At 23.7% G+C, this 26,266-nt stretch carries 25 protein-coding genes and 1 tRNA gene; 15 read left to right on the forward strand and 11 right to left on the reverse strand.

Going from position 1 to position 26,266, the window contains the following annotated elements:
- Positions 1–8: 8 nt before the first annotated feature.
- Both accB and rpmF read right to left on the reverse strand, forming a co-directional pair.
- A complete protein-coding gene (gene accB, locus H0H36_RS00615; RefSeq protein ID WP_185869717.1) occupies positions 9–467 on the reverse strand; it encodes an acetyl-CoA carboxylase biotin carboxyl carrier protein in 459 nt (152 codons plus the stop codon).
- Between the two features lie 44 nt (positions 468–511).
- Positions 512–694: a 50S ribosomal protein L32 gene (rpmF, locus tag H0H36_RS00620; protein ID WP_185869718.1), complete on the reverse strand. Its 183-nt coding sequence runs from the start codon at positions 692–694 to the stop codon at positions 512–514.
- Between the two features lie 100 nt (positions 695–794).
- On the opposite strand from rpmF, the gene proS reads away from it, so the two are divergent.
- Positions 795–2,258, forward strand: coding sequence for a proline--tRNA ligase (gene proS / locus H0H36_RS00625; RefSeq protein WP_185869893.1), 1,464 nt, complete (start codon positions 795–797; stop codon positions 2,256–2,258).
- Here proS and H0H36_RS00630 read toward each other — a convergent pair.
- On the reverse strand, positions 2,255–3,190 hold the full coding sequence (locus tag H0H36_RS00630) for a dihydroorotate oxidase (RefSeq protein ID WP_185869719.1): 936 nt from the start codon (positions 3,188–3,190) through the stop codon (positions 2,255–2,257). The genes proS and H0H36_RS00630 overlap by 4 nt on opposite strands.
- A 64-nt stretch (positions 3,191–3,254) precedes the next feature.
- Between H0H36_RS00630 and pyrF the strand changes: the two genes are divergently transcribed.
- Together pyrF and H0H36_RS00640 are read left to right on the forward strand one after the other, a co-directional pair.
- A complete protein-coding gene (gene pyrF, locus H0H36_RS00635; protein ID WP_185869720.1) occupies positions 3,255–4,637 on the forward strand; it encodes an orotidine-5'-phosphate decarboxylase in 1,383 nt (460 codons plus the stop codon).
- Between the two features lie 137 nt (positions 4,638–4,774).
- Entirely contained in the window at positions 4,775–5,347 is a 573-nt protein-coding gene (locus H0H36_RS00640) for a MarC family protein (RefSeq protein WP_185869721.1), read from the forward strand.
- On the opposite strand, the gene H0H36_RS00645 is transcribed toward H0H36_RS00640, so the two are convergent.
- Both H0H36_RS00645 and fbp read right to left on the reverse strand, forming a co-directional pair.
- Positions 5,341–5,691, reverse strand: a complete 351-nt coding sequence (locus H0H36_RS00645) for a ribonuclease P protein component (RefSeq protein WP_185869722.1) — start codon at positions 5,689–5,691, stop codon at positions 5,341–5,343. The genes H0H36_RS00640 and H0H36_RS00645 overlap by 7 nt on opposite strands.
- Positions 5,688–6,689, reverse strand: a complete 1,002-nt coding sequence (gene fbp / locus H0H36_RS00650) for a class 1 fructose-bisphosphatase (RefSeq protein WP_185869723.1) — start codon at positions 6,687–6,689, stop codon at positions 5,688–5,690. The genes H0H36_RS00645 and fbp overlap by 4 nt, the downstream gene beginning before the upstream one ends.
- Before the next feature lie 137 nt (positions 6,690–6,826).
- On the opposite strand from fbp, the gene H0H36_RS00655 reads away from it, so the two are divergent.
- Complete coding sequence (locus H0H36_RS00655; protein ID WP_185869894.1) at positions 6,827–7,579, forward strand: lysophospholipid acyltransferase family protein; 753 nt, start codon at positions 6,827–6,829, stop codon at positions 7,577–7,579.
- Positions 7,580–7,596: 17 nt separating this feature from the next.
- Positions 7,597–8,079 carry a ribonuclease H family protein gene (locus H0H36_RS00660; protein ID WP_185869724.1) on the forward strand — a complete coding sequence of 161 codons (483 nt, stop codon included), beginning with the start codon at positions 7,597–7,599 and terminating at the stop codon, positions 8,077–8,079.
- On the opposite strand, the gene H0H36_RS00665 is transcribed toward H0H36_RS00660, so the two are convergent.
- On the reverse strand, positions 8,052–8,747 hold the full coding sequence (locus tag H0H36_RS00665) for a TrmH family RNA methyltransferase (protein WP_238786210.1): 696 nt from the start codon (positions 8,745–8,747) through the stop codon (positions 8,052–8,054). The genes H0H36_RS00660 and H0H36_RS00665 overlap by 28 nt on opposite strands.
- A 237-nt stretch (positions 8,748–8,984) precedes the next feature.
- On the opposite strand from H0H36_RS00665, the gene H0H36_RS00670 reads away from it, so the two are divergent.
- Positions 8,985–9,281, forward strand: coding sequence for a deaminase (locus H0H36_RS00670; protein ID WP_317167157.1), 297 nt, complete (start codon positions 8,985–8,987; stop codon positions 9,279–9,281).
- A gap of 2 nt (positions 9,282–9,283) precedes the next feature.
- Positions 9,284–9,366, forward strand: a tRNA-Leu gene (locus H0H36_RS00675).
- A 5-nt stretch (positions 9,367–9,371) separates the two neighbouring features.
- Here the strand turns inward: H0H36_RS00675 and ureC are convergent.
- Positions 9,372–11,081 (reverse strand): urease subunit alpha, encoded by a 1,710-nt coding sequence (gene ureC, locus H0H36_RS00680; RefSeq protein WP_185869895.1) that lies wholly within the window; start codon positions 11,079–11,081, stop codon positions 9,372–9,374.
- Positions 11,065–11,703 (reverse strand): urease subunit gamma, encoded by a 639-nt coding sequence (locus tag H0H36_RS00685; RefSeq protein ID WP_185869725.1) that lies wholly within the window; start codon positions 11,701–11,703, stop codon positions 11,065–11,067. The genes ureC and H0H36_RS00685 overlap by 17 nt, the downstream gene beginning before the upstream one ends.
- Before the next feature lie 258 nt (positions 11,704–11,961).
- On the opposite strand from H0H36_RS00685, the gene thrA reads away from it, so the two are divergent.
- From thrA to thrC, 3 genes are read left to right on the forward strand one after another with little or no spacing between them, the layout of a single operon-like run.
- Positions 11,962–14,412, forward strand: a complete 2,451-nt coding sequence (gene thrA / locus H0H36_RS00690; protein ID WP_185869726.1) for a bifunctional aspartate kinase/homoserine dehydrogenase I — start codon at positions 11,962–11,964, stop codon at positions 14,410–14,412.
- A 5-nt stretch (positions 14,413–14,417) separates the two neighbouring features.
- Entirely contained in the window at positions 14,418–15,371 is a 954-nt protein-coding gene (locus tag H0H36_RS00695; RefSeq protein WP_185869727.1) for a homoserine kinase, read from the forward strand.
- 17 nt (positions 15,372–15,388) lie between these two features.
- A complete protein-coding gene (gene thrC / locus H0H36_RS00700; RefSeq protein WP_185869728.1) occupies positions 15,389–16,717 on the forward strand; it encodes a threonine synthase in 1,329 nt (442 codons plus the stop codon).
- A gap of 5 nt (positions 16,718–16,722) precedes the next feature.
- On the opposite strand, the gene H0H36_RS00705 is transcribed toward thrC, so the two are convergent.
- Positions 16,723–17,517, reverse strand: a complete 795-nt coding sequence (locus H0H36_RS00705; protein WP_185869729.1) for a thymidylate synthase — start codon at positions 17,515–17,517, stop codon at positions 16,723–16,725.
- Between the two features lie 71 nt (positions 17,518–17,588).
- Between H0H36_RS00705 and H0H36_RS00710 the strand changes: the two genes are divergently transcribed.
- Genes H0H36_RS00710 through H0H36_RS00720 form a run of 3 tightly spaced genes read left to right on the forward strand, consistent with a single transcriptional unit; the run spans position 17,589 to position 19,617 of the window.
- Positions 17,589–18,524: a ribose-phosphate diphosphokinase gene (locus H0H36_RS00710; RefSeq protein WP_185869730.1), complete on the forward strand. Its 936-nt coding sequence runs from the start codon at positions 17,589–17,591 to the stop codon at positions 18,522–18,524.
- Positions 18,525–18,526: 2 nt separating this feature from the next.
- Positions 18,527–19,165 carry a 50S ribosomal protein L25 gene (locus H0H36_RS00715; RefSeq protein ID WP_185869731.1) on the forward strand — a complete coding sequence of 213 codons (639 nt, stop codon included), beginning with the start codon at positions 18,527–18,529 and terminating at the stop codon, positions 19,163–19,165.
- Between the two features lie 20 nt (positions 19,166–19,185).
- A complete protein-coding gene (locus H0H36_RS00720) occupies positions 19,186–19,617 on the forward strand; it encodes a nucleoside deaminase (RefSeq protein ID WP_185869896.1) in 432 nt (143 codons plus the stop codon).
- Between the two features lies 1 nt (position 19,618).
- Here the strand turns inward: H0H36_RS00720 and H0H36_RS00725 are convergent, their stop codons facing one another.
- On the reverse strand, positions 19,619–20,272 hold the full coding sequence (locus tag H0H36_RS00725) for a DedA family protein (RefSeq protein ID WP_185869897.1): 654 nt from the start codon (positions 20,270–20,272) through the stop codon (positions 19,619–19,621).
- A 275-nt stretch (positions 20,273–20,547) separates the two neighbouring features.
- On the opposite strand from H0H36_RS00725, the gene aroB reads away from it, so the two are divergent.
- Positions 20,548–21,618 (forward strand): 3-dehydroquinate synthase, encoded by a 1,071-nt coding sequence (gene aroB, locus H0H36_RS00730; protein WP_185869732.1) that lies wholly within the window; start codon positions 20,548–20,550, stop codon positions 21,616–21,618.
- A gap of 64 nt (positions 21,619–21,682) precedes the next feature.
- A complete protein-coding gene (gyrA, locus tag H0H36_RS00735; protein ID WP_185869733.1) occupies positions 21,683–24,142 on the forward strand; it encodes a DNA gyrase subunit A in 2,460 nt (819 codons plus the stop codon).
- On the opposite strand, the gene H0H36_RS00740 is transcribed toward gyrA, so the two are convergent.
- Complete coding sequence (locus tag H0H36_RS00740; protein ID WP_185869734.1) at positions 24,126–26,219, reverse strand: carboxy terminal-processing peptidase; 2,094 nt, start codon at positions 26,217–26,219, stop codon at positions 24,126–24,128. The two genes, gyrA and H0H36_RS00740, sit on opposite strands and share 17 nt — an antisense overlap.
- Between the last annotated feature and the right edge of the window lie 47 nt (positions 26,220–26,266).

Below are 26,266 nucleotides of genomic sequence, written 5' to 3' on the forward strand. Positions count from 1 at the left end.
AAAAATAATTAATAATTAGGATCTAAAAGAAACAAAGGTTGATCATAATCAACTGGAGTAGCGTCTTCCACAAGAACTTGAATTAATTTTCCATCTACTTCAGATTCAATATTATTGAATAATTTCATAGCTTCTATAACACAAACTTTTGTTCCTATTTTTATTTTATCTCCTACTTGAACAAAAGGATTTTTATCTGGATGAGGTTTTCTATAAAATGTTCCTATCATAGGAGATTTTATTGTTAAATATTCATTTTCATTTACTTTTTTAGAAAATCTATCAGAAAAATTAGAAATAGAAGAAGAAAGTTTACTAGACATAGTACTCCATGAATTTTTTTTCTTTTTCCTAAATGTTATATTATTTTTTATATAAATTTTAGTATTTTTTATTTGAATTTTTATTTCACTAATCTCTGATTTAGAAACAAATTGAATAAGTGATTTAATTTTTTTTAAATCCATAACTTTTACTTGAATACTTGTTTAAGTTTTTAGGTAAAGAATATTTATTCTTTATTATATAAAATTTTACCCCTATAATATAATTTTTTATTATACCAATAAGCATGATGATACAAGTGTTTTTGTTTTGTTAATGGACATTTTATTAATAAAGGACTCTTTATTTTTAAATGACTTCTTCTTTTGTTTTTTCTAGATTTAGATTGTCTTCTTTTTGGATGTGCCATAAAATAACAGCATATTTATTTGTTTAATAAACCTCTAATTTAAAAATAAAATTAAAAGTGTCATTAAAAATAATTTTTATATCTTTAATTAAGAAGTTTTATTTTAATGCTAACTAAAAAAAGTCATAATTATTCAAAATGGTATAATGAAATAATCATAAAATCTGGTTTAGCAGAATTTTCTGGTATTCGTGGTTTTATGATCATAAAACCATATGGTTATTCTATATGGGAAATTATGAAAAATAAGTTAGATAAAATGTTGAAAGATACAGGACATAAAAATGTTTATTTTCCTTTATTAATTCCTAAATCTATTTTTTCAAAAGAAAAAGAACATATTGGAATTTTTTCTGAAGGATGTGCTATAGTAACACATTCCAGATTAAAAAAAAATAAAAATGAAGAATTAACTATAGATCCTGATTCTAAATTAGAAGAAGAATTAGTAATTAGGCCAACTTCTGAAAGTATCATATGGAAAACTTATAAACGTTGGATACAATCTTATAGAGATTTACCTATTTTATTAAATCAGTGGGGAAATGCTATGAGATGGGAAATGAGAACTAGGTTATTTCTTAGAACTAATGAATTCTTATGGCAAGAAGGACATACCGCTCATTCTACAGAAAAAGAAGCCATAAAAGAAGTTATAAAAATATTAAATATTTATACTGAATTTTCTGAAAAATTTTTAGCTATACCAGTTTTAAAAGGTATTAAACCTTATATGGATAAATTTTATGGTTCTGAAAAAACCTATTGTATAGAAGCTCTTATGCAAGATGGTAGAGCTTTACAAATTGGTACATCACATTTTTTAGGACAAAATTTTTCAAAATCATTTGACGTTAAGTTTACTGATATTGATGGAATTAAAAAATATGTATGGTCTACTTCTTGGGGAATATCTACTAGATTAATAGGAGGACTAATTATGTCACATTCAGATGATAAAGGATTAATACTTCCTCCAAGAATATCTCCTATACAAGTTATTATTATACCAATAATAAATAAAAATATAGATATAATAAATGGTGTATCAAAAAAAATTATAAATATTTTAGAAAAAGAAAAAATACGTGTAAAATATGATAATAGAGAAATATATACTCCAGGTTGGAAATTTCATCAATATGAAATGAAAGGGATTCCTATACGAATTAGCATAGGAAAAAATGAAATAAAAAATGAAAAAATAGAAATTTTTAGAAGAGATACATATGAAAAAATTTATATATACTTGGATAATATAAAAAATATAATTCCTAAATTACTTGATGAAATACAAAATAATATTTATCAAAAAGCATTAAATAGAACTAAAAAATTAATGATTAAGTCAGATCATTATAATGATTTCAAAAAAAAAATAAAATATTCAGGTGGTTTTATTTTTGCTCATTGGGATGGAACAAAAAAAACAGGAAAAAAAATTCAAGAAGAAACAGAAGCCACTATACGTTGTATTCCTTTATCCTTTGAAAAAGAAAAAGGAAAATGTATTTATTCTGGAAAAAATTCTTGTCAAAGAGTAGTTTTTTCTAAATCTTATTAAAGATTTTTTAAAGATCCTTTGAAAATATTTAAAGAAGAATAATTTTTTTTTTGTAAAAAAATAATAAATTCTTTTTTTAATCTATCAAATACTGAAATTCCTTCTTTAATAAATTGTGTCCCTACTTGAACAGCAGAAGCTCCACATAATATATGTTCAAAAATATCTTTTCCAGAAGAAATACCTCCACATCCTATTATAGAAATATCTTTTCTAAGATAAGTATAAAATGTACGTACATTAGCTAATGCAAATGGTTTTATAATTGAACCACCTATTCCACCAAAACCTTTTTTAGGATATATTACTACTGATTCTTTATTTGCATCAATTATAATACCATTTGGCAAACTGTTAATACAAGTAACAAAAGAAATAGGAAACTTATTCAATATTAATGCTATATTTTTTATGTGTATATCCTTAAAATAAGGAGGTAATTTAACTCCTAAAGGTTTTTTATTAAATTTAAATATTTTTTTTAAAAATCCATAAATTTTATAAAAATCATAACCTAATACTTTTTTTTTTGAAATATTTGGACAAGATAAATTTAATTCTAAAGCTGTAATATTTGAAAAAAGATTAGCTTTTCTAATAAGTAAATAATTTTCTTTTATAGAAAGTCCAGATATAGAAAGAAAAATAGGTTTTTTAGTTTTTTTTTTTTCGAAAAAGTTTAAATAAAAATCAATTCCAAGATTAGGTAATCCCATAGAATTTATACTTCCTTTATCCCATTCAAAATATCTTGGTTTTATATTTCCTTCTCTTAAATAACTTGTACAACTTTTCGTCACAATTGCTCCAGAAGAACTTTCTAATAAATTGGATAATTCTATAGATGTAGAACAAAGGGCTCCTGAAGCATTCATAATACATGATGAAAGTTTTATTCCATTTATAATAGTAGAAATATCTATTTTTTTCATAATCTTAATTAGAATTGTAATAATATCCAAGTATAAAATTTTTAACTTTACTAAAATAGTTTTTATGCAAGAAAAAGAACAGTTTTTTTTAAAAATTTATAATTTAGGAATTATTAAATTTGGAAATTTTACTTTAAAAAGTGGAATGAATTCTCCTTTATATATAGATTTTCGTCCAATAGCTTCTAGACCAGATTTATTAATGAAATTATCAGATTTACTTCTTGAAGAAGTACCATATCCTAATTTTGAATTAATTTGTGGAGTTCCATACGCCGCTTTACCTATAGCTACTGCTTTATCTTTAAGATCTAAAATACCTTTAATTATTAAAAGAAAAGAAAATAAAGGATATGGAACAAAACGAATGATTGAAGGAATTTATAAAAAGGGTCAATATTGTCTTCTTATAGAAGATGTTATTACAAGTGGAGATAGTTTACTAAAAACTATAATAGATATAGAAAAAGAAGGATTATTTGTAAAATATATTATGTCTATTCTTGATAGAGAACAAGGAGGAATAGAAAATATAAAAAAAAAAGGATACGATATAAAAACTTTATTTCGTATAGGAGAAGTTTTAAAAATGTTAGAAAAAAAACATTCTTTAAAAAAAGAAGAAATACATATGATTCAATTTTTTTTTAAAAATAGAAATATAAAAAATTACTATAAACGTATTTCTTATGAGAAAAAAAAAGAAAAAATACATCATCCTATAGGAAAAAAACTTATTGATATAACATTAAAAAAAAAAACAAATTTAATCGTTTCTGCAGATTTAGTGCATTCTAGAAAAATATTAAAATTAGTAAAATTAATTGGAGATATAATTTGTGGATTAAAACTTCATATAGATATTATTAATGATTTTTCATTATCATTTATAAAATCTCTAAAAAATATTTCTATAGAAAAAAATTTTTTATTATTTGAAGATAGAAAACTATGCGATGTTGGTCCTACCAATTATCTTCAACTTCATTATGGTATACATAAAATTTCTTCTTGGGCAGATATTATCACTGTACATGTAATAGCTGGTAGTAAAAGTATACAAAATTTAAATATACCATCTAATATGGGATTAATTACTGTATCTGAAATGTCTTCTTATGGAAAATTATCCGATGATAATTATATAAGAAAAGCTTTAAATATTTCTATTAAAAATCCAAAAGTAATCGGAACTGTAGCACAAAGAAAAGTAGACGATAGATTATTATTATTTACACCTGGTATTCATTTTTCTAATTCTGAAAATAATAATTTTGGTAATAAATATATAGATCCTAATCAAGCATTTGAAAAAAATGGAAGTGATTTTATTATTGTAGGAAAAGCCATTTATCAATCTAATAATCCAAAAATAATGGCAGAAAAATATAGAAAAGCAGGATGGAAAGCTTATGTCAATGGACTTTCTATCAAAAATATAGAATAATATGATGTAGTATTAAAAAAAAATTGATGATATTCATTATATTTTTACTTAATTTGTATCCAAATTATTATATAATGTATTTTTTAAAAAAAACTATAATTCGGAACTAAGTTTAAAAATTTGAATAAATTTTGAATATGGAATGGATCAATTCATTAATCAGTTGTTTTATGATACTTTTTAGCATTATAGATATATTAGGAAATGCTCCCATAATTATGGGATTTAAATCTAAAGGTAATATTATAGATACTAAAAAAGTTATAACGACTTCTCTTGTTATATTTTTATCTTTCCTATTTTTAGGACAACCTTTACTAAAAATTATTGGAGTAGATGTTCACTCATTTTCTGTAGCTGGATCTATTGTATTGTTTGTTATTGGTTTAGAGATGATACTAGGAGTAGATTTTCATAAAGTAACAGAAAATGCTCAAACTTCTATTGTGCCAATAGCTTTTCCTCTTATAGCTGGTCCTGGATCTTTAACTACTTTAATTTCATTAAGAACAACTTATGATACAAATATTATTCTTTTATCTCTTATTCTTAATATGATAGTAGTTTATTTTGTAATAGATCAATGTGATTTTATAGCTGAAAAAATAGGAAATAGTGGTTTAGATATTTTAAAAAAAATATTTGGAATTGTTTTATTAGCTTTTGCAGTTAAAATTTTTGGAGCTAACGCAAGTCAATTATTTCAATAACATTTTATTTTATTCAAAATTTTTTTAACAGAATCATCTATATTTTTATAATTAGGAAAATATAAAGTTTGATAAATAAAAATTACATAATAAATTTTATCTTTTTTTTTAAAAATACATTTATTTAAAAAAAAAGAAGCCTTTAATAAACGTTTAATTCTATTTCTAGAAACAGATTTTCTAAATTTTTTTTTTTTTACTAAAGTTCCAATTAAATTTATAGATGAATGTTGCTCATTATTTCTTTTTTCTATAATAAAAACAGAAGATATAGGATATATAAATAAATATTTTCCATTTTTTATTATTTTTTTTAAATAAATTTTTTTTAATTTTGTTTTCATTCATCGTTATTTTTTATAAAATATTCTAATTTAGAAACCATTCCTATAGGTCCACAAATAAATGGTGTTCTTTGATGTAATTTTTTAGGTACTATATCTAGTATACGTTTACTACCATCAGTAGCCTTACCTCCAGCTTGTTCTGTTAAAAAAGCAATAGGATTGCATTCATAAAGCAATCTTAATTTTCCTTCTTTAGAAGAAGCTGTTCTAGGATAAATATATATTCCTCCTTGAATTATATTTCTATGAAAATCTCCTACTAAAGATCCAATATATCTTGCTGTATAAGGTCTATTATTTTTATTTTCTTGACAATATTTGATAAATTTTTTAACTCCATTGGAAAATTTAGCATAGTTTCCATCATTTATTGAATAAATTTTTTCTATTTTAGGAAAATATAGATTTGGATGAGATAAATAAAATGTACCAACTGAAGGATCCAATGTAAATCCATGAACTCCATTTCCTGTACTATATACTAGTATAGTAGAAGAACCATAAATAATATAACCTGCAAGAATTTGTTGATTTCCTATTTGTAAAAAATCCTCTATTGTTAAATCCATTTCTATAGTAGATTTTCTTTTATATACAGAAAATATAGTTCCAATAGATACATTTACATCAATATTAGATGAACCATCAAGAGGGTCTATCAAAACAATATATTGATGTGAAATATTTTCTTTTTTTCCTTTTATTACTATAAAATCTTTACTTTCTTCTGATGCTATTCCACAAACTACATTTCTACTTTTAAATGATTCAATAAATGCTTTATGAGCAAAATTATCTAATTTTTGTTGATTTTCTCCTTGAATATTAGTAACTCCAGAACTTCCTATAATATCTTCTGTTAATCCAGCTTTATTTACTTCTTTATGAATAGCTTTAGCTGCTAGTTTTATAGAACTAAACAACCGTAATAATCCTTCAGTAGAATGCAAAAAATTATCCCTATTTTCTATAATAAATTCTCCTAATGTATACATGTAAATACATTTTTATAAATGTCATTTTTTTTAAAATTTATAACAAAATATATATTTATGTAAAAATTATATAAATATATAAAAACAAACTTTTTAAAGTTATTATGAATTTTATATATTATTTATTAATTTTATTTATGAGATTTATACAAATATTGTTAATATTATTATGGAGAATTTGGTTTTTTTTTATTAATATATTTTTAGTTCCTTTATGGGCTGGAGCTTCTATTCCTTTTCTTTTTAAAGAAAAATATTATCCAATAGCATATTGGTTTCATCAAATGTGGGCCAGAAGTAATCTATTTCTTATGGGATTTTGGTATGTTTTAGAAAAAGATGAAGAAATATTGGATAATAATAAACAATATGTAATTATAAGTAATCATAGTTCTATTATAGATATTATGTTAATTTATTCTTTAATGAGAAATCACCCTTTAGTTTTTGTAGGAAAAGCAGAATTATCTAAACTTCCTCTTTTTGGATTTGTTTATAAAAATAGTAATATTTTAATTGATAGAAAAAATTTATCTAGTAGTATAAAAGTATTTAAAAAAATACAAGATAAAGTAGATTCTGGAAAAAGTGTTTGTATTTTTCCAGAAGGAGGAGTTCCTCATCCTTCTATTTTTTTAGATCATTTTAAAAGTGGAGCTTTTTTTATAGCCATTTTAAAAAAAATACCCATTATTCCTTTTACTATAGGTGATATAAAAAAAAAATTTCCAAACTTTTCTATTATAAAAGGTATACCAGGAAAAATAAGAATAAAACAACATCATTCCATTTCAACAAAAAATTTATCATTAAAAGATAAAAATTATTTAAAAAATAAATGTTTTAATTTAATTCAACACCAATTAAAAAAATTTGAAAATAATAAATAATAATATAAATTTTTATTGTGAACAATAAAATTTACATTTATACAGATGGATCTTCAAGAGGAAATCCTGGACCAGGAGGATATGGAGTATTTATAGAAATACTTATTGGAAGTTTTTATACTAGAAAAGTTTTATATGAAGGATTTCGTTATACTACAAATAATCGTATGGAATTATTAGCAGTAATAGTAGGATTAGAAAAAATTTTAAAAAAAAAACAAAATATTACTGTTTTTACCGATTCAAAATATATAGTTAATTCTATTACAAATAATTGGATTTATAAATGGAAAAAAAATAATTTTTATAAAAAAAAAAATATAGATTTATGGAAGAGACTTTTATATATATATCATCAACATTTTATTATTTTTCATTGGATTAAAGGTCACAATAATCATTATATTAATGATTATTGTGACCGATTATCTATAAAAGCTTCTCAAAAAAAAAATCTAAAAATAGATTATGTTTATGAAAATCTAAATCCATTTAGATAATATCTTTGTCTAATAATTTCATATATTATTATAGACATAGCATTACTTACATTCAATGAATCTATAGTTCCAAACATAGGAATAGTTATGATTTTTTTAGTTTTATTTAACCAAATATTAGATACTCCTTTATCCTCAGATCCTAAAATAATAGCTATCTTAGAAAAAGATAGATTTGTTTTATACAAATTTTTTGCGTTTTTATAAATTCCTGTTACTACAATTTTAATATTATTTTTTTGTAACCAAGATACAATCAATTTTATTTCATTTTCTATAATAATTTTACTTGTAAAAACACTTCCTAAACTAGATCTAATTATATTAGAATTAAAAATATAAGTTTTAATATTACATAATATAATAAAATGAGCACCTGCAGCATTAGCCGTTCTTAACATAGCCCCTAAATTACCAGGTTTCTCAATTCCATCGAATATAAGTATTAAACAATTATTAGTAATTTTTATATTTTTTAGTTTATTTACAGTATGTTCTTTAAACAAGGCTGCAATTCCATCTGAATTTTCTCTATATACTAATTTTTTAAAATTTTTTTTATTTATTAAATAAGTAATAGAAAAAAAAGGTTTAATTATATTATAATTATAGAATATTTTGTCATATATAAATATTTTTTTTGGAAAAAAATTACCTTTTATAGCCATTTCAAACTCTTTTATACCTTCAACGATAAATAAATAATTTTTTTTTTTAAAATTTTTATTAAATTTTTAATTTTCGTATTTTGCGAACTATATATTTTCATTTTTCAATTATAGGTTAATGAAATTTATTAAAAAATATGATGATATAGCTTATATGAAACTTGCTATTGAGCAATCAAAATTATCTTTTTGTAAAAAAAAAAAGTAGGTGCTATTATTGTTAATAATAATAAAATTATATCTAACGGATATAATCAAACTCCTAATGGATTTGATAATATATGTGAAGAAAAAAATGGTTCTACTAAATGGTATGTAATACATGCAGAAGCAAATGCTATTTTAAAAATATCGTCATCTTATTTTTCTTGTGAAAAAGCTTCAATCTATATAACACATTCTCCATGTAAAGAATGTAGTAAATTGATTTATTTATCTAAAATTAAAAGAGTTATATATTTATATAAAAAAAATGATAACGGATTATCTTTTTTAAAAAAATTAAAAATAAAAATAAAAAAACTTATTTTTTAAAAACCCAGATGGCGAAACAGGTAGACGCACTGGACTCAAAATCCAGTGATTTTATATCATGCGGGTTCGAGTCCCGCTCTGGGTATTTTTTTAAAATAAAAAATACCTTTGAGATAATGGTAAAATATTAGAAGGATTAGAAACTATTTTTTTTCCATTTATATAAACATTATAAGTTTTTGGATCTACTTCTATATTAGGTATTTCTTGATTTAAAATCATATTCTTTTTAGATAAAAAACGACATCCTTTTACTATTTTTATTTGTTTTTTTATTTTATTTTTTTCAAAAAATCCATTATTTATAGCACTTACAGAAACAAATACACTACTTAATTTTGGTTCAAAATAACCAAACATTTTACGATACATAAATGGTTGAGGAGTAGGTATAGTAGCGTTAGGATCACCCATTCCTGCATATACAATCATTCCACTTTTTATTACTAATTCTGGTTTTACTCCAAAAAAAGAAGGTTTCCATAACACTAAATCTGCCATTTTTCCAATATGAATAGATCCTACATATTCTGATATACCATGAGTAATAGCAGGATTAATAGTATATTTAGAAATATATCGCTTTACTCTAAAATTATCATTTTTATTATTTTTTTCTTCATTAAGAATTCCTCTTTGTTTTTTCATTTTATCCGCTGTTTGCCATGTACGTTTTACTATTTCACCTATTCTACCCATAGCTTGAGAATCTGAACTAATCATACTAATAGCACCTATATCATGTAAAATCCCCTCAGCACTAATAGTTTCAGATCTTATACGTGATTTAGCAAACGCTAAATCTTCTGGTAAATTAGAATCTAAATGATGACATATCATTAACATATCCAAATGTTCATCTATAGTATTGCAAGTATAAGGCATAGTAGGACTTGTAGATGAAGGTAATATATTAGAAAAGGATATAACTTTTAATAAATCAGGAGCATGTCCTCCTCCAGCACCTTCTGTATGATAAGTATGAATAGTACGCCCTTTAAATATTTTTAAAGTATCTTCTACATAACCAGATTCATTTAATGAATCAGTATGAATATTAACTTGTACATCTAATTTTTCTGATACATTTAAACATTGATCAATAACGTGTGGTGTACTTCCCCAATCTTCATGTATTTTTAATCCTCCAGCTCCAGCTTCTATTTGTTCAATTAATGCATCTGGATGAGAACTATTTCCACTTGCAAGAAAAATAAAATTAATAGGTACGTGATCTGTACTTTTTAACATTCTTTGAATATTCCAAACTCCTGAAGTACAATTTGTTGCTATACTACCAGTAGCGGGGCCTGATCCTCCTCCAATAATAGTAGTTGTTCCATTTTCTAATGCTACTTCAAATAATTGAGGACATATATAATGTACATGACTATCTATACTTCCAGCTGTTACTATTATATTTTCTGAAGAAATAACTTCTGTTCCAACTCCAATATACATATTAGGAGTAACTCCATCCATAAAATATGGATTTCCTGCTTTTCCTATTCCAACAATAACACCATTTTTTATTCCTATGTCTGCTTTTATAATACCATAGTAGTCAATAATGATAGCGTTTGTTAAAACTAAATCTAAAATTCCTTCTTTTCTTGTAGCAAATGGATGTTGTCCCATCCCATCTCTAATAACTTTTCCTCCTCCAAATACACATTCATCTCCATAAATAGTATAATCTTTTTCTATTTCAATCCATAAAGAGGTATCTCCTAAACGAATTTTATCTCCTGTAGTAGGACCATACATACTTGCATAAGATTCTCTATCTATTTTTTTCATATTTTTTTTCTTTTCCTGAAAATCCATAAACTTTTTTTCTTCCTCCTATTTCTACTAAAATTACTTTTTTTGTTTCACCTGGTTCAAAACGAACAGACCTTCCAGAAGGAATATCTAATTTATATCCATTAGTTCCTTCTCTATCAAAAATAAGGGCAGAATTAGTTTCATAAAAATGAAAATGTGAACCTACTTGAATAGGACGATTTCCTGTATTGGATACTACTCTCTCTATACGAGGTCTTCCAGGTAATAAAATAATATCTTCCTCAAGAAGATTATATTGTCCTGGAATGATATTGGAATTTTTCTTTACTTTTTTTTTGATAGGATTATGTATAGTTACTAATTTAGTTCCATCAGGAAAAGTAGCTTCTACTTGAACATTATTAAGTAATTCATATACTCCATCCATAACTTGTTCATTATTAAGAATATTTCCAGCTTCATCCATAAGTTCTTTCACCGTTTTTCCATCACGAGCACCTTCCATAACATAATGAGTTATTAAAGCTAAAGATTCAGGATAATTTAATTTTAATCCTCTTTTTAAACGTTTTTTTGCCAATTCTCCAGCCATATGCAGAAGAATTTTTTCCTTTTCATAAGAAGTTAAATGCATACTTTCTTTAAGTTATTTAATATCATTGCAAGAACAGTTATACAAGTTTAAAGTTATGAAATATTATAATAATATTTTTTATATTTTTTTTAATAAAAAATTTGATTTTTTAAAAAAATTGTATTAAAAAAACAAAATTATAAATAGTAATGAATATATTCATAACGAATTCAAAATTGTTTTAAAAGTTTCTCTACACAAATTATCATTATTTTTGTTATCATCAGTAATGGAAAAATTGTAAAAAATCATTAAAAAATGCAAGTTTTAAAATTTGGGGGGAGTTCCGTAGCACATTCTAATGCAATAAAACGTATTTGTTCTTTGCTAGAAAAAAAACCAAAAGGAAGATATGCTATTGTTGTATCTGCATTAGGAAATATTACCGATCAATTAATACAATGTGGTAAATTAGCATCTGAAAGAAAAAATGTTTATAAAAATATATTAGAAGAAATAGAAATTCGTCATCTTAATCTCATAAGAGAATTATTTCCAATAACTTATCAAAGTCATTTGATAAGTTGGATTAAAAAAAATATTAATGATTTAGAAAGTTTATGTGATGGAATTTTTCAAGTAGAAGAATTATCAAAACGTTCTTTAGACAAAATAATGAGTTTTGGAGAATTAAGTTCTTCTTTTCTTATTGCAGAAAAATTAAAACAGTCTGGATTAGATACAATATGTAAAGATAGCAGAGATTTAATTATTACTGATTATCAATTTGGATGTGCTCAAGTAGATTTTATTACAAGTAATCATCATATTGTTCAATTTTTTCGTGAAAAAACATCAGAATATATTGTTTTACCTGGATTTATAGGTTCTACATTGGAAAACGAAACTACAACTCTTGGAAGAGGAGGATCTGATTATACAGCTGCTATTTTAGCAGCTGCTATATCTGCTAGTTTACTTGAAATATGGACAGATGTAAGTGGAATGATGACAGCCAACCCAAAAGTAGTAAATCAAGCTTTTCCTATTAAGGAAATTTCTTATGAAGAAGCAATGGAATTATCTCATTTTGGAGCAAAGGTTATATATCCTCCTACAATACAACCTGCTATGAAAAAACATATTCCTATACAAATTAGGAATACTTTTTCTCCTTCAGATCCAGGTACTTTAATTTATATTAGTAAAAATACAAATATTAGTCAACCTGTAACTGGTATTTCTGGAATTCAGAATATGGCTTTATTAACTCTTGAAGGAAGTGGAATGGTAGGAATACCAGGATATTCTAAACGTTTATTTGAAGCTTTATCACGTGAAAAAATAAATGTTATATTTATAACTCAAAGTTCTTCAGAACATTCAATAACTACCGGTATTCATGAAATGGATGTAATTAAAGCAAAAGCTGTAATAGATAGTGAATTTTCTCAAGAAATTCATCAAAGAAGAATAGATCCATTAAGAATAGAAAAAGACCTTTGTATTATCGCTGTAGTAGGTGATAATATGAAAAATCTTCATGGAACTAGTGGTAAAATGTTTTCTTCTTTAGGTAGAAATAGTATTAATGTAAGAGCTATAGCTCAAGGTTCTACTGAAAAAAATATATCAGCAGTTATTAAAAAAAATGATTTTAAAAAAGCATTGAATACTTTACATGAAGCTTTTTTTGAAAGTCCTCCAAAACAAATTAATTTATTTATTTGTGGAGTAGGAAAAGTAGGTAGTAAACTTTTAGAACAGATAAATCAACAACAAAATTATTTATTAGAAGAATTAAAATTACAAGTAAGGATTATAGGATTAGCTAATAGTAGAAATATGTATTTTAATGAACATGGAATAAATTTAAATCAGTGGAATAAATATCTTAATAAAGAAGATAATAAAATAATGAATATTTATTCTTTTATGGAAAAAGTATGGAAATTTAATCTAAGAAATAGTTTATTTGTTGATAATACAGCTAGTGAAAAAATGGCTATGACTTATGATAAATTTTTAAAAAACGGAATAGGTGTTATTACTTGTAATAAAATAGCATGTTCATCTGATTACGATCATTATAAAAAATTAAAAACTCTTTCTAGACATTTTAAAGCTCCATTTTTATTTGAAACTAATGTAGGAGCTAGTTTACCAGTTATTAGTACCTTAAATGATCTTATAAATAGTGGAGATAAAATCAATAAAATAGAAGCTGTTTTATCAGGAAGTTTAAATTTTATATTTAATCATTTTATAGGAAAAAAATCTTTTTTAGAAGTAATTAAAGAAGCTCAATTAAAAGGATACACAGAACCAGATCCACGTATTGATTTAAGCGGATTAGATGTCATGCGAAAAATACTTATTTTAGCAAGAGAATGTGGTTCTTCATTAGAATTAAGTGATATTAATCAAAAATCTTTTCTTCCTGAAAGTTGTTACAATTGTCCTTCTATAGATCATTTTTATGAAGAATTATATAAATATAAAGATTACTTTTTTAAAATTAGAGATGAAGCAGAAAAAGAAAAAAAACGTTTACGTTTTATTGCACGTTATGAAAATGGAGTTGCTTCTGTTGGTCTAGAATTTGTTAAACAAAGTCATCCTTTTTTTCAATTAGAAGGAAAAGATAATATGGTTTTATATAATACATATCGTTATGCTGAACAACCTCTTATTATAAAAGGAGCAGGGGCTGGAGCAGAAGTAACTGCATCTGGTGTTTTTTCAGATATTATTAAAGCTACTAAATAAAAATCATGAAGGGGATTAAAATATTGGCGCCAGCTACTGTAGCTAATCTTGCTTGTGGATTTGATGTTATTGGATTAGCTTTAGATTTTCCAAAAGATGAAATTTTTTTATATAAATCTAATATACCAGGAATACGTATTAATAAAATAGATGGAAGTTCTTTACCTAAAGATCCAAAAAAAAATGTAGCATTCGTAGCTTTACAATATTTTTTAAAAAAATATAAACAAAAACAAAAATTTGAAAAAAAAGATCAAATAGGATTTGATATAGAACTTATTAAAAATATTCATCCTGGAAGTGGAATTGGATCCAGTGCAGCTAGTGCTGCTGGTGTTGTTTTAGGAGCTAATATTTTACTAGGTAATCCTTTTAATACTATACAATTAATACGTTTTGCTATGGAAGGAGAACGTGTAGCAAGTGGATCTGCTCATGCTGATAATGTAGCTCCTGCTATCATGGGAGGTTTAACGTTAGTTAGAAGTTATAATCCTTTAGATATCACTAAATTACATTCTCCTAAAGAATTATGGGTTAGTATTATACATCCACAAATTGAAATAAAAACATCAGATGCAAGAGAAATATTAAAACAAAAAATATTAATGACAGATGCTATTAAACAATGGGGAAATATAGGGGCATTAGTAGCAGGTTTATATCAAGAAAATTATGCTTTGATAAGTAGATCTTTAGAAGATGTTATTGTAGAACCTATACGAGCAATGTTAATTCCAGCATTTTATGAATTAAAAATAAGATGCAAAGAAATAGGAGCTTTAGGTGGAGGTATTTCTGGTTCAGGTCCTTCTGTTTTCATGTTAAGCAAAGGAAATTATACAGCAAAAAAAGTTACTGAAGTAATGAATTATGTTTATTCTCCATTAAAAGTGGATTATAAAACTTATACTTCTCCTATTAATCATTTAGGAGTTAAATGGTTAAAAATTAAATAAATAATTTATAAAATATTATGTTATATTATAGTTTAAAAAATAATAATAATTTTGTTTCTTTTGAAAAAGCTGTTTTAAAAGGATTAGCTCCAGATGGAGGATTATATATACCAGAATATATTCCTATATTAAAAAAAAACTTTTTTGATCAAATTTATAATTATGATATTTTTACAATAGCTATATCTGTTATAAAACCTTATATAGGTAAATCTATACCAGATGAATATATATCTAATATTATTTACGATACTTTAAATTTTCCATTTCCTATGATAGAAATACATGATAATATTAGAGTATTAGAGCTTTTTCATGGACCTACTTTAGCTTTTAAAGATGTTGGAGCTAAATTTATGTCCGAATGTTTAAGTTTTTTTTATAAAAAAATAGGAAAAAAAATAACAGTTTTAGTAGCTACTTCAGGAGATACTGGAGGAGCTGTTGCTAAAGGATTTCATAAAAAATTAGGAATTGAAGTTATTATTTTATATCCATATAATGGAATTAGTTCATTACAAAAAAAACAAATTTCTTCTTTAGGAGATAATATATTAGCTATAGAAATTAATGGAAATTTTGATGATTGTCAAAATATGGTTAAAAAAGCCTTTTTAGATAAAGAAATACAAAAAAAATATATTTTAACTTCGGCTAATTCTATCAATATAGCTAGATGGATACCTCAAATGTTTTATTATTTTTTAGCTTATAGACAAATAATAATAGAAGAAAAAAAAAAACATCCTATAGAATTAATTTTTTCAGTTCCTAGCGGAAATTTTGGAAATATTTGTGCAGGTATGATGGCTAAAAAAATGGGGTTACCCATAAAGTTTTTTATAGCTTCTACAAATATTAATGATACTATTCCTAGATTTTTAAAATCAGGAAAATATAATCCTACTTCAGTCAAAAAAACTATATCAAATGCTATGGATATATCTAACCCCAGCAATTTTTCTCGTATATGGAACTTTTTATACAAAAAAAATATAATTGAACTAAAGAAAGTTTTATATTCTTATCAATTTACGGATAAAGAAACTATAGATATTATAGAAAAAGTATATAAAAAATATAACTATATGTTAGATCCACATGGAGCTATTGGTTATTTAGGTCTTAAAAAATATTTACAAAAATTTAATAATACGTTATATAAAACTATTTTTTTAGAAACTGCTCATCCTATTAAATTTTTAGATAAAATGCCGTATTTTATACAAAAAAATATTGTATTTCCTAAACAAATGAAAACATTTTTTAATTCAAAAAGAAAAATAAAAAAAATATCTATGATTAATAATTTTAACATATTTAAAAATTGGCTATTAGAAAAATAAAAATTTTAAATAGCTACATCTCCTTTAATATGAGAAAATGGATTATAATTTATTAATTTGAAATCTTCAAAAGAAAAATTAAAAATATTTTTTACAGATGGATTAAGAATCATTTTTGGTAATGGTCTTGGATTTCTATTCATTTGTATTTTAACTTGTTTAATATGATTTTTATAAATATGAGCATCTCCAATAGTATGGATTAATTCTTTTTCTTTTAAATTAAGAGTTTTAGCTAACATAGTTAATAATAATGCATAAGAAGCTATATTAAAAGGTAAACCAAGAAATATGTCTGCGCTTCTTTGATATAAAAGAAGTGATATATTTTTTTCTAATACATAAAATTGAAATAGTGTATGACAAGGAGGAATTGACATTTTTTTAATCATTCCTACATTCCAAGAAGAAACTATTAAACGTCTTGAATTAGGTTTAGATTTAATTTCCTTAATAACATTAACTATTTGATCTATAAAATGACCTTCATAGGTAGGCCATCTTCTCCATTGCAATCCATATATTGGACCAAGATCTCCATTTTTATTTGCCCATTCATTCCAAATATATACTTTGTTTTCTTTTAAATATTGTATATTAGTATCTCCTTTTAAAAACCATAATAATTCATAAATAATAGATTTTATATTTAATTTTTTTGTGGTTAAAAGAGGAAATCCTTTATTTAAATCAAATCTCATTTGATATCCAAATATACTTATTGTTCCTACTCCAGTACGATCCTTTTTATATTTTCCATTTTTCAATACATTTTTTATTAAATTTAAGTATTGTTTCATAAACCTTATTTATAGTATTATTTTAATTAATTTAAAGAGTATTTTTGCATAAAAAAAAACATAAAAAAACTATGAATCAAAAGGTTCTCTTCTTTTCTACAAGAAGTGGTTTAAAATTATCAGAAAATATAGCTTATTATTATGGAGCTTTTCTTGGAAAAGTAAAATTTTTAGAATTTAGCGATGGAGAATATACTCCTTGTTTTGAACAATCCGTTCGTGGATCTAGAGTATTTTTGATAGGTTCAACTTTTACTCCAGTAGATAATTTAATGGAGCTATTATTAATGTGTGATGCTGCTCGTAGAGCTTCTGCTCATAATATAACACTTGTAATACCATATTTTGGATGGGCGAGACAAGATCATAAAGATAAACCTAGAACTCCTATTGCTGCAAAACTTCTAGCAAATTTAATGGTTGCATCAGGAGCTACTAGAGTTATGACAATGGATTTACATGCGGATCAAATTCAAGGATTTTTTGATATACCTGTAGATCATTTATATGCATCTAGGATATTTATTGATTATATAAAAAAATTAAATATAGATCAATTAACTATAGCATCTCCAGATATGGGAGGAGCAAAAAGAGCTAGAAGCTATGCTGGATATTTAGGAACGGACGTAGTTATTTGTTATAAGGAAAGAAAAAAGGCGAATGAAATAGAATTCATGAATCTTATAGGAAATGTTAAAGGAAAAAATATTATACTTATAGATGATATGGTTGACACAGCTGGAACTTTAACAGAGGCAGCCAATTTAATAAAACAACAAGGAGCTAAAAGTGTTAGAGCTATAGCAACTCATCCTGTTTTATCAGGAAATTCATATGAAAAAATAAATAATTCTGCATTAGAAGAGTTAGTAATAACGGATACTATTCCTATAAAAAAAATAACATACAATAAGATTAAAGTTTTATCTTGTGCTCCTCTTTTTGCGGAAGTAATGCAGTCAGTACATAATGATGAATCTATTAGTAATAAATTTATTATATGATTATGAAATATATAAATATATACGGAAAAAAAAGAAATACTGGAAAAAAAGCTATTCGTTTTATTAGACTTTCTAAAGAAATACCATGTATTTTATATGGAAAAAATATAAATATTCCATTTTCAACTTCACTAGAACATTTAAAAAAAATAGTATATACTACAGAAGTTTATGGTGTATCTATTCAAATAGATGGATATAATAATTGTATAAATGCTATTCAAAAAGAAATACAATTTGATCCTATTAGTGATCAAATATTACATGTAGATTTTTGTAAAATAGAAAAATTTAAACCTATAATATTAGAAATTCCAATAAAATCTTTCGGAAGACCTATTGGAGTTTCTAAAGGAGGAGAATATTATTCTGCAATAAAAAAATTAAAAATCAAAGCTTTTTCATATAATATACCAGAATACATAAAATTAAATGTTGATTTATTAGATATAGGAGATAGAATAACAGTTAAAAATTTATATAATGATAAATATACTATATTACATCCATCTAATACATTAATAGCAAGAGTAAAAAGTTCCAGAATAATTAAAGGATCTCAAGAAGAAAAACAAGAAAATAAAGATAACAAAGAAAACAAAGATAACAAAAATAACAAAGATAAAGAATTAAATAAATAATGTCTTTAGAATTTCAATTTATGAAAATTGCTTTAAAAGAAGCTTTTATTGCTTTTCATAAAAATGAAGTTCCTATAGGAGCAGTAATGATACATAATAATATAGTAATAGCAAAGGCTCATAATTTAACTGAAACTTTAAATAAGGCTACTGCACATGCAGAAATGTTAGTAATAAATTTAGCTTCTACTTATCTAAGTAAAAAATATATTGAAGAATGTACTTTATATGTCACATTAGAACCATGTATAATGTGTGCAGGGGCTTTATTTTGGTCTAAAATAGGAAAAGTTGTTTGTGGGGCTTATAATAAAAAAGGATTTTTATATTATGGAGTAAAATTACATCCAAAAACCATATTTGTATCTGGAATTATGAAAAAACAATGTAAATCTTTAATACAAAAATTTTTCTTTTTTAAAAGAATTCAAAAAAAAAAAAATAAAATATAATTTAAATAAGTACTTTTTTCTTTTTTTTTATTTTTAATTTAAAAATTATAGGTAATGTTGTAGTAAATACTATTAATAAAATAATCCATTCAAGATGATTTTTTAATTCAGGAAAACTTTTGTCTAAATAATGTCCAGATAACATAATAGAAAAAGTCCAAGCAAGAGCCCCTATAATATTATATATCATAAATTTTTTAAATTCAATGCGAATTGCTCCTGCTACAATAGGAGCAAAAGAACGAAACATAGGTAGAAAACGACTCATAATAAGTGCAGTTGTTTTATATTTATTATAAAATAATTTTGCTATAATAAGATGTTTTTTTCTAAAAAAAAAGGAATCTTTTTTTTTATATAGTAATTTTCCAGATTTATATCCTAACCAATATCCTTGCATATTACCAAGAATAGCTACTAATGCAACAATTAAAATAATAACAAAAAAAGGTACGTTATAAAAATTTTTACATAAATCTTTTCCAAAGATGCCAGCAGTAAATAATAAAGAATCTCCTGGTAAAAAAAAACCTATAAAAAATCCAGTTTCTGCAAAAACAATTGCTAAAAGAATAAACAAAGCTGTATTTCCGAAATATAAAAAAATCCATCTAGGATTAAATAAATGTTGAAAAAAATCCCATAAATCTAACATTATACAAATATGATAATGAAAGATAAAATTAAATGTTTCCATTTTTTTTTTTTTTTCTAATAATATTTAAGAAATAAACTTTAAAAAAATATATATTTTTAACAAAATATGTTTTTTTATGGAGTATTTATCCAAATTTATTAATATTTTAGAATGGATACCTAATATATTATTTATAATAGCCGGTTTTATATTTATAATTTTTTGGTTATATCAAATATTTTATTTTATTGATTAATAAAAAATTGGTTACTTTTGTTAATAATAGAATTATAATGAAAAAAGATGGAGTGGGTATCTACTTCAATAATAAAGCTTATGAAGTATTAGAATCTTATCTATTAACCCAAATAGATTCCATAAAAAATACATTTATTTTAGTAGATAATTTTACTTATATACATTGTATTCCTGTTATTTATTCTCATATAGATATTTTAAAAAATTCTAATATTATTCAGATTAAATCAGGAGAAAAAGAAAAAAATATTTATACATGTATTAAAATATGTAAAAATTTAGAAAAATTAAAAGCAAATAGAAAAAGTTTAATCCTAAATCTAGGAGGAGGTGTTATAACAGATATTGGTGGATTTGTTGCTTCTATATTTAAAAGAGGTATACGTTTTGTCAATATACCTACTACTTTGTTAGGAATGGTAGATGCTGCTATAGGATATAAAACTGGAATCAATTTAGATTCTATTAAAAATGAAATAGGATCTTTTTATATTCCAGAATTATTAATTATAGATACTCATTTTTTAAATACATTATCTAATGAAGATTTTTTTTCTGGAATGGCTGAAATGTTTAAACATGGATTGATAGCAGATAAAAATTTTTGGATAGAATTAAAGGAAAATAGTAAAAAAAATATAAAAAAAAATGAAAAAACGTGGAATAATTTGATTTTTAAATCAATATCAATTAAACAAAAAATTGTAGAAAAAGATCCTAAAGAAAAAGGACTAAGAAAAATACTAAATTTTGGACATACTATTGGACATGCTATAGAAAGTTATTTTATGAATAAAAATAAAATAAAAATGTTACACGGTGTAGCTATAGCAATGGGAATGGTTTTTGAATCATGGATTTCTAGTAAAATAAATGGATTATCTATAGATGAATATGAAGAAATTAAATCTATATTTTCTATTTTATATCCAATACATGAAAAAAATTATTCTAATATAGATATTAATGAAATATTTAAGATCATGGAATATGATAAAAAAAATGAAAAAAATAAAATTCTATTTTCTTTATTAAAAAAAATAGGTAATTGTTCTTACAATTGTCAAGTACCTTATTCTCTAATTAAAGAAAGTTTTTTAAATTAAAAATCTTAATTTTTTATTAATTCATTAATATTCTTTATATTTTAAAAAAATCACGTTTATAAAAATGAGTGAAAGTGAAGGAGAGAAATTGATTCCTATAAATATTGAAGATGAAATGAAATCATCTTACATAGACTATTCTATGTCTGTAATTGTATCTAGAGCACTTCCTGATGTTAGAGACGGATTAAAACCTGTACATAGAAGAGTTCTTTATGGAATGTATCAATTGGGTATTATTTCTAATAGTTCTTATAAAAAATCAGCTCGTATTGTTGGAGAAGTATTAGGAAAATATCATCCACATGGAGATGTTTCTGTTTATGATACTATGGTCCGTATGGCTCAAAAATGGACTATTCGTTATCCTTTAGTAGATGGTCAGGGAAACTTTGGTTCATTAGATGCGGATCCACCTGCAGCTATGCGTTACACAGAAGTAAGAATGAAAAAAATTTCTGAAGAAATGTTGTTGGATATTAAAAAAGAAACGGTAGATATGCAATTAAATTTTGATGATTCTTTAAAAGAACCAAAAGTTTTACCTACACGTATTCCTAATCTTATAATTAATGGAACTTCAGGTATAGCAGTTGGAATGGCTACTAATATTCCTCCTCATAATCTTAAAGAAACAATAAACGCTATTTGTGCTTATATTGATAATGATAATAATTTATCTATAGAACAGATAATAAAATATATAAAAGCTCCAGATTTTCCAACAGGTGGAATAATTTATGGATATGATGGAGTAAAAAAAGCTTTTCATACTGGAAGAGGACGTATTGTTTTACGTGCAAAAGTTCATTTAGAAGATCTTCAAGGAAGACAATGTATTATAGTAGATGAAATTCCCTATCAAGTAAATAAATCTGATATGATAGCTAAAACTGTTCTCTTAATGAAAGAAGGAAAAATGGAAGGTATTTATCAAATTCGTGATGAATCAGATAGAAATGGATTACGTATTGTCTATATACTTAAGCAAAATGTAAATACTAATATTATATTAAATAAATTATTTCAATACACACCTTTACAAACTTATTTTAATGTAAATAATATAGCATTAGTTAATGGAAAACCTGTTCAATTAAATATAAAAAATCTTATTCAATATTTTGTAGATCATAGACATGATGTTATTATTCGTCGTACTAAATACGAATTAAAAAAATGTAAATATCGTGTTCATATTTTAATGGGATTTTTGAAAATATTAGATCATTTGAATATAATGATTCAATTAATTAAAGGAGCACATAATCATAATGATGCTTGTAATAAATTAATTAAAAAATTTGAAATATCTGAAGATCAATCTAAATCTATTTTAGATATGCGTTTACAAAATTTAACTTCTTTAGAACGAAATAAATTGAAAAAAGAATATGAAAAATTAATCAAAAAAATAGATATATTAAAAAATATATTAATTAAATATTCTGTAAGAACTCAAATTATCAAGGAAGAACTTTTAGATATTAAAAATAAATATCAAGATATACGTCGTACTAAGATTGATTATTATGGAAATAAAGTAAACATAGAAGATTTAATTGAAGATGAACAAGTAGTACTTACTATTTCTCATGCAGGATATATTAAAAGAACATCTTTATCAGAATATAAAAGACAAGGAAGAGGAGGTATAGGAAATAGAGGTGCTACAGCTAGAGAATCAGATTTTTTCAAACATTTACTCATAGCTACTAATCATCAATATTTACTTTTATTTACAGAAAAAGGAAAATGTTTTTGGTTAAGAGTATACGAAATTCCAGAAGGATCCAAAATATCTAAAGGAAGAGCTATACAAAATATTATTCATCTTCAACATGATGATAAAGTTAATGCTTATATTTTAACTAGAGATCTTTCTAATAAAAATTATATTAAAGGTCATTATGTTATGATGGTCACTCAAAAAGGTATAATTAAGAAAACATCTTTAGAAAATTATTCTAGACCTAGAAAACATGGTATTAATGCTATTATTATTCGTAAAGAAGATTCTTTATTAGAGGCTATTTTAACTAAAGGAGATAGTCATGTTTTCATTGCTTTAAAAAGTGGAAGAATAATTCGTTTTTCAGAAAAAAAAGTTCGTTCCACTGGAAGAACTTCTTATGGAGTTATAGGTATTAATTTTACTAAAGATATGGTTATTGGTATGATATGTGTAGAAAGTAAAGAAAAAGGATATTTATTAGTAGTTTCTGAAAAAGGATTCGGTAAAAGATCTAATATAAAAGATTATCGTATAACTAATCGTGGAGGAAAAGGAATAAAAACAATACACATTACTAAAAAAACAGGGAGTTTAATTTCTATAAAACATGTAACGGATCAAGATGATTTAATGATTATTAAAAAATCTGGAATTATGATACGCATATCTATATCTGATATACGAGTAATGGGTAGAGCTACTCAAGGAGTGAGATTAATTAATTTAAAAGAGAATGATGCTATAGCTGATGTAGCAAAAGTTTATAAACCTATTATGGGTTTTCGTTAAAATCACCTAATATATTGACACATTCTGATATATAAAAATCTTTTTTTATATTTTTTATCCATTCTTTTTCTTCTTCCAATTCATTTTTGTTCACAATAATTTTATAAGATGGAGGAAAGGCACGTAATCCATATATATTAAAATTATTTCTTAATTTTTTAAAATTTTCATTTCTTTTTTTTATTCTTATATATTCATTATAAAATTCTTTCCAGTTTAAGGAAAAACTATTTATTCTTAAAATTTTTTTTTCTAATGATTGCATAGCTTTATAAATAGTCATAAAATCCTTTTTTTTTTTTAATAGAATAATATTTTTATGCTTAATTTTATCTAAATTTTTATCACTATTCCAATAATGAAAATCTATAGAATCTATAGAGTCCCATCTCATAGAATTTTGGTAATTTTTTTCCATCATTTTTAATGTTGTTGTATTACTTGGAATAATTATATCTGAATTAACTCCTTTTAATTGAGTGGAACTACCATTAACACGATAAAATTTATTGATAGTAAATTTTAAAGAACCTAATTCTTTATTAAAAAATAAAAATTTATTTAATGGATAAATAGTTTGAACTGTTCCTTTACCATATGTTTGACTACTTCCAACAATAATTCCTCTTTTATAATCTGCTATAGATGCAGCAAAAATTTCGGAAGCAGAAGCTGATAATTCATTAACAAGAACTACAAGTGGTCCTTTCCATAAAATTTCATGATTACTATTTTTTATCTTTTTTTTACTATAAAATTTACTACCTATTTGAACAATAGGAACTTTCCCCAAGAAAAAACCAGCAATATTTATTACTACGTCTAAAGAACCTCCTCCATTATTTCTTATATCTATAAGAATACCTTTAATATTTTCTTTTTTGAATTTTTTAATAATTTTTTTAATGTCTTTAGCCGCATTTCTTCCATTTTTATTTTCAGGGTTAAAATAAAATACAGGTAAACATATTAAACCATATTTATTTTTATTTTTATCAGATATTATTACACTTTTAGCAAAAATTTCCTTTTTTTCTATGATATCTCTAGTAAGAATTACTTCTTGTAAAGATCCATCTTTCTTTTGAAGAGTTAATTTAACTTTACTACCTTTTTTTCCTCTTATTAAACGAATAGAATTTTCCAATAACATACCTACAATATTTTTAGATTCATAGTTTATATTTTTAGCTACTCTTATAATTTTATCTCCTATTTCTATTTTTTTATTTTTCCATGTAGGTCCACCAACAATAATTTTCATTATTGTTGCATATCCTTTTTCATCTTTTAATTCTACACCTATTCCTTCTATTTGTCCAGATATGTTTAAATCAAAAATTTCTTTTTCTTTAGGAGATAAATAATTAGTATGAGGATCATATTGATATGTGATAGTATTAACATACATAGAAAACCAATCGAATTCTTTTTTTTGATTTAATATTCTAAAATATTTTTTTATATGTTCTTCTACTTTTTTTCTATATTTTTTTTCTTCATTAAAAAACGCATTTTTCCAAGTTTTTTTTTTATAATTTTTTAATATATTTGATTTTGAATTTATTATTTCTAATAAAGTTAAATACTTTAAATATTTTCTCCATTTTTCAACACATTCTTTTTTATTTTTTGAAAAATAATAATTTTTTTCTCCAAAAAAATAAATTTCCTTTTTATTAAAATTAAAAGGTTTCTTTAATATGTTATTACATATAAATTCTGCTTCTTTTATTCTTTGATAAAAACGTTTGATAATGATCTTAAAGAAGGTAGAATCACCATGAATCCAAAAATCATCTATTTTTTCTTTGTATAAAGAAAGATCTTCTATATCTTTTTGTATAAAAAAACGTTTTTGATTATCTAATTTTTCAAAAAATTTATTATATACTTTTTTTGAAAATTGATTATTAATAAGAATAGGATTAGGATGTAAAAAGTAAAGTGTATTATATATTGTTTTAAGTATTATATGATGTTTTTCTTTTTCTACTAATGGAGAACAAAAACTAAATAGAAAAATGATAAAAAAACAGATTATTATATGTTTAATTTTTTTTATTTTAGTATTCACAATTATTTTTGTATGTTTTATTAAACAAAAACAGTAATAAAATTACT

This window comes from Blattabacterium cuenoti (genome assembly GCF_014252395.1).
In the GTDB taxonomy this organism is placed as follows: domain Bacteria; phylum Bacteroidota; class Bacteroidia; order Flavobacteriales; family Blattabacteriaceae; genus Blattabacterium; species Blattabacterium cuenoti_AA.